Origin of the sequence: Bartonella sp. MM73XJBT.G, from assembly GCF_028618435.1 — a bacterium.
Classification (GTDB): domain Bacteria; phylum Pseudomonadota; class Alphaproteobacteria; order Rhizobiales; family Rhizobiaceae; genus Bartonella.
Map to the genome: position 1 here is coordinate 1 of NZ_JAQISW010000056.1, position 3,179 is coordinate 3,179.

4 protein-coding genes are annotated in these 3,179 nt (G+C 45.7%); all 4 read left to right on the plus strand.

Going from position 1 to position 3,179, the window contains the following annotated elements; genetic code table 11:
* The coding region (locus tag PVV59_RS09635; RefSeq protein WP_273755863.1) for a terminase gpA endonuclease subunit at positions 1–849 on the plus strand (849 nt) is incomplete at its 5' end.
* 3 nt (positions 850–852) lie between these two features.
* Positions 853–1,101 (plus strand): phage head-tail joining protein, encoded by a 249-nt coding sequence (locus PVV59_RS09640; RefSeq protein ID WP_273755864.1) that lies wholly within the window; start codon positions 853–855, stop codon positions 1,099–1,101.
* Positions 1,101–2,657 (plus strand): phage portal protein, encoded by a 1,557-nt coding sequence (locus tag PVV59_RS09645; protein WP_273755865.1) that lies wholly within the window; start codon positions 1,101–1,103, stop codon positions 2,655–2,657. The genes PVV59_RS09640 and PVV59_RS09645 overlap by 1 nt, the downstream gene beginning before the upstream one ends.
* The coding region (locus PVV59_RS09650) for a S49 family peptidase (protein ID WP_273755866.1) at positions 2,647–3,179 on the plus strand (533 nt) is incomplete at its 3' end. The genes PVV59_RS09645 and PVV59_RS09650, both read left to right, overlap by 11 nt.

Consider the following 3,179-nt stretch of genomic DNA (forward strand, 5'->3'; position numbering starts at 1 on the left):
GAAGATTATCCCCTTGCACCAGAACAAGCCGTGTTGTTGACAGCGGGTATTGATGTGCAAAATGACCGGTTAGAGCTTGAAGTGGTGGGATGGGGACGCAGTGAAGAAAGCTGGCATATTGATTATCACGTCATTCCTGGTGATCCCTCTTCTTTTGAAGTATGGGACCAATTGGATGAATATCTTGCAAGACGCTGGCCGCATCTAGGTTACAAAGACGGCATCAAGATAACGGCTGCTTGTATTGATACCGGTGGTGGACACACACAGGCTGTTTATAATTATGTGCACCCCCGTGAAGGACGGCGTATCTGGGGCATTAAGGAACAAGCAGGATGGCGTGCGGTATGGCCGCGCCGCCCAAGCAGAAACAATAAGGGGCAGATTAATCTCTATATTGTTGGTGTTGATGCAGCAAAAGATATTATCACGGCACGGTTTAAAAAATCGGGTCCCGAAGCATCGGGTGCTGGTGCAACACACTTTCACAAAAACCTTGATCGGGAATATTTTGATCAGCTAACCGCTGAAAGAAAAGTCATCAAATATTTTAAAGGCTTTAAGCGCATTGAATGGCAAAAAAGCGAAAAAGCAAGAAACGAGGCTTTGGACTGTAGGGTCTATGCTTATGCGGCTTTACAAGGTCTGATTTCGGCAGGAATAAACCTTAATCGAGAAGTCGATATCTTAGAAGAGCGTCTGGAAAAACTTAAAATTGAGGGCTCTTTAGAGCAGCCAACACCAAGACATGCCCCCTCTCCTGCTCCAAGAAGATCTCAGACAGCACAACCTCAAAAGAAGCCATTCAGAACAATGATGAATCCTTATATGCGAGGGGATTGGAGGTAATTTGTGGGTGAAACTTTAGAACCAATTAACAACAAATTTTCGAGATTAGAAAGTTTAAAAAGGCGGCGTGAGCAAATTGAAGAAGCTCTTTATTCGGGAGCACAATCGGTGCGCCATGGCGATAAGCAAGTCAGCAACCGTTCTGTTGAGGAACTGCGCAGAGCGCTTGAGATGATCAATACGCAAATAGCAAACCTTGAAGGACGCAAGCGTTCACGCGTTTTCTATTTTAACATATCACGAGGCTATTAATGGCTGGTTTGTTCAATAAAATTACGGGCTTTTTTACAATTTCTCGTCAACACAATCCCCATTTTGAAGCGGCAAGCAAAAGCCGCCGTATGGGTGGTTTTGACGCCGCAAAAAAACATATCAATAAAGCCATTGAAGAATGCGGTGATACCATTGTTGCCCGTTCAAGATGGCTTTATGACAATGAATCTCTTTATGGGTCTGCAACAGAAGAATGGGTCTCCGCGGCTGTTAGTGATGGGATTAAACCTTATCCTCGCATTGAAGGCTTTCAAGAAGAGAAGAAAAAGCTTTTAGACTTATGGTGGCAATGGGCTGATGAAGCAGACTACGATGAAGATGCCAGCTTTTATGGGCTGCAAGCAACCATTGCCCGAGAGGTCTTTTTAACTGGAGAATGCTTTGTAAGACTACACTATGTCGACCTCTACGGGCGCTCTGGTGTGCCTCTTCAATTGCAAGTTTATCCCACCGAAATGTTGGACCTTTCCTACAATGGACCGGCTGAGATTGAAGGCAATTACATTCGTATGGGGATTGAATTTAATGCCAGTGGTAAGCGTGTTGCTTATCATTTCTGGGAACACCACCCCTATGATGATGTCCCTGCAAATATGGCATTTGAGAGCCAAGAGCGCGTGCGCGTCCCTGCTGAAATGGTCATTCATATCAAAGAGCGCCGGATTGCCGGACAATTGCGCGGTTCTCCCAAAATAACGCGCTGTATGACAAAGATCTTTCAACTGGAATCCTATGATGATGCAGAACTTGATCGAAAAAGGACAGCGGCTCTTTTCGCGGTGTTTATTACAGGGAAGGAATCTCATGAGGAAGAATTAGAGGGAAATCGTGAGCAAACAACGCCCCCAAAGAAGCCTGAAGAGGCAGCTGACGTGGATAAAATTTACCCCGGCTCAGTTAACGTGGTCGATGGCGAAAAACAAATTACATTTTCAACCCCTGCTGAGGTTGGTGGCTCTTATGAGGCTTTTCAATTTCGCAATATCTTGAAAATTTGTGCAGCACTTAATATGCCTTATGCCGTTGTGACTGGAGACGTTACGCGGGGGAATTTTTCAAATGTGCGTACCTCCATCATTCAGTTTAGACGGCACGTCAAACAATGGCGTGAACATATTATTGCCTTTCAGTTTAATCGCATTATATGGGAGCGTTTTGTTGAAATGGCAGTGCTTGCTGGATGCGTCAATTTGCCAGGGTGGGAAGAAAATTCCTTGCCATGGCTTCAATGTGAAAGCTTTGCGCCCCCGCTTGAAATGATTGATCCAAACAAGGATATCTCAGCGGAAAAAGAAGAAATCCGTGCAGGCTTGAAAACACGACGCATGGCACTTGCCGAGCGGGGCTTTGATATCGACAGCATTCATGCCGAACTGCAAGAAGAACACACAGATGCTCGTGCGCGCGGATTATCTTTTGACACCGATATGGCGGCACCGGCTGGTAGCAATCAAGCGATTGGTGATGAAGATTCAGAGACTTCTGAGACTTATGAAAGCAACCAAGGCAGCGAGGCACACAAAAATGGTGAATAATCTTGACATGCCGTTTTTGGCATCCCGGCTTTTTGGTGTTCCTCATATGCTTGCCTCGACAAAGCTTGATGTCATTTTGAATGCTCTTGCACCACGCCTTTTTGAGGGAGAAAAGTTTGCCGTGAGAGCATTTGGACAAGGGGATACAGAAGCTTTCAGACCCCCTGAAACTTATGTAGTACAAAACAATATTGCTATACTACCAGTTCATGGCACGCTTGTGCGCCGCGGTGCATGGCTTGGGGCTTTATCGGGATTAACCTCTTATGAAGGTTTAAGGGCTTCTTTTCGTGAAGCCATTGCACAACCTGATGTTCGCGCTGTTTTACTGGATATTGACAGCGGCGGTGGAGAAGCGGGCGGTGTGTTTGATTTGGTTGAAGAGTTTCAAGCACTCTCAAAAAAATATAACAAACCCATTTGGGCGCATGCCAATGAGTTTGCCTGTTCTGCAGCTTATGCCATTGCCTGTTCTGCTTCTCAAATATGGGTTGCTCGCACGGGTGTTGTAGGCTCGATTGG